Origin of the sequence: Facklamia sp. HMSC062C11 (assembly GCF_001810675.1) — a bacterium.
Taxonomy (GTDB): Bacteria; Bacillota; Bacilli; order Lactobacillales; family Aerococcaceae; genus Facklamia; species Facklamia hominis.
This window is the reverse complement of record NZ_KV802412.1, coordinates 1-1,353: the sequence shown is the minus strand read 5'-3', so window position 1 is coordinate 1,353 and position 1,353 is coordinate 1. Positions and strand designations below refer to the sequence as shown.

The following is a 1,353-nucleotide window of genomic DNA, read 5'->3' as shown; positions in this document are numbered from 1 at the left end:
GCTGAGGTTTTACCACTAAACTACACCCGCATTAGGAAGGAAATTAAGATCAATTGCGGGGGTAGGATTCGAACCTACGACCTTCGGGTTATGAGCCCGACGAGATGCCAACTTCTCCACCCCGCGATAATGCGCAAAGGAGGATGTGGGATTCGAACCCACGCACGCTGTTACACGCCTGACGGTTTTCAAGACCGTTCCCTTCAGCCGGGCTTGGGTAATCCTCCACAATCAATATTTCAAAATCCAATAAAATGGACCTTGTAGGACTCGAACCTACGACCGCCCCGTTATGAGCGGGGAGCTCTAACCACCTGAGCTAAAGGTCCGTCCTATTATAGCGGCGAGGGGGATCGAACCCATGACCTCCCGGGTATGAACCGGACGCTCTAGCCAGCTGAGCTACACCACCAACAATGGAGAATAGCGGGATCGAACCGCTGACCTCCTGCGTGCAAAGCAGGCGCTCTCCCAGCTGAGCTAATCCCCCATTATATATAACAATCGGGAAGACAGGATTCGAACCTGCGACCCCTTGGTCCCAAACCAAGTGCTCTACCAAGCTGAGCTACTTCCCGTTGATAATACACCCGGCAGGATTCGAACCTGCAACCGCCTGATTCGTAGTCAGGTACTCTATCCAGTTGAGCCACGGGTGCAAAATATTAAAATCTTTACATAACGAATCTGATAGAATGTATCACAGTAACTATTATGTAATACACCCAGCAGGATTCGAACCTGCAACCGCCTGATTCGTAGTCAGGTACTCTATCCAGTTGAGCCATGGGTGCAAGTATTAATTTATATTCACTTTTGTGAATGCCGAGGGCCGGAGTCGAACCGGCACGGTGATCACTCACCGCAGGATTTTAAGTCCTGTGCGTCTGCCTATTCCGCCACCCCGGCTTTTTAAGCCTTTGGTCTTTAGGCAAAGCGGAAGACGGGGTTCGAACCCGCGACCCCCACCTTGGCAAGGTGGTGTTCTACCACTGAACTACTTCCGCATTAATGCCGGCTAAAGGACTTGAACCCTCGACCCTCTGATTACAAATCAGATGCTCTACCAACTGAGCTAAGCCGGCTTATCAATTGTTATAAGTGCGGGTGAAGGGACTTGAACCCCCACGCCGTTAGGCGCTAGATCCTAAATCTAGTGCGTCTGCCAGTTCCGCCACACCCGCGATATTATAAATCCAAACGGCGCTGCCGTCCTGGCTAGATGTTTAATCAACTAGCAATGACCCGTACAGGATTCGAACCTGTGACCCTCTGATTAAAAGTCAGATGCTCTACCTACTGAGCTAACGAGTCAATATTTAAATGGGGGATAACGGGTTCGAACCGCTGACA

13 tRNA genes are annotated in these 1,353 nt (G+C 50.6%); all 13 read right to left on the bottom strand.

Annotation, left to right across the window (positions count from 1 at the left end):
• Positions 1–53: 53 nt before the first annotated feature.
• Positions 54–126 (bottom strand) — tRNA-Met (locus HMPREF2758_RS07060).
• Positions 127–137: 11 nt separating this feature from the next.
• Positions 138–227: transfer RNA gene (locus tag HMPREF2758_RS07055), tRNA-Ser, on the bottom strand.
• Positions 228–255: 28 nt separating this feature from the next.
• A tRNA-Ile gene (locus HMPREF2758_RS07050) sits at positions 256–329 on the bottom strand.
• Between the two features lie 9 nt (positions 330–338).
• Positions 339–412 (bottom strand) — tRNA-Met (locus HMPREF2758_RS07045).
• Between the two features lie 5 nt (positions 413–417).
• A tRNA-Ala gene (locus HMPREF2758_RS07040) sits at positions 418–490 on the bottom strand.
• Positions 491–504: 14 nt separating this feature from the next.
• A tRNA-Pro gene (locus HMPREF2758_RS07035) sits at positions 505–578 on the bottom strand.
• A 7-nt stretch (positions 579–585) separates the two neighbouring features.
• Positions 586–659, bottom strand: a tRNA-Arg gene (locus HMPREF2758_RS07030).
• Positions 660–720: 61 nt separating this feature from the next.
• Positions 721–794, bottom strand: a tRNA-Arg gene (locus tag HMPREF2758_RS07025).
• 29 nt (positions 795–823) lie between these two features.
• Positions 824–909, bottom strand: a tRNA-Leu gene (locus HMPREF2758_RS07020).
• A 26-nt stretch (positions 910–935) separates the two neighbouring features.
• Positions 936–1,007 (bottom strand) — tRNA-Gly (locus tag HMPREF2758_RS07015).
• A gap of 5 nt (positions 1,008–1,012) precedes the next feature.
• Positions 1,013–1,085: transfer RNA gene (locus HMPREF2758_RS07010), tRNA-Thr, on the bottom strand.
• A 17-nt stretch (positions 1,086–1,102) separates the two neighbouring features.
• Positions 1,103–1,184, bottom strand: a tRNA-Leu gene (locus HMPREF2758_RS07005).
• 57 nt (positions 1,185–1,241) lie between these two features.
• Positions 1,242–1,314: transfer RNA gene (locus tag HMPREF2758_RS07000), tRNA-Lys, on the bottom strand.
• Positions 1,315–1,353: the final 39 nt, after the last annotated feature.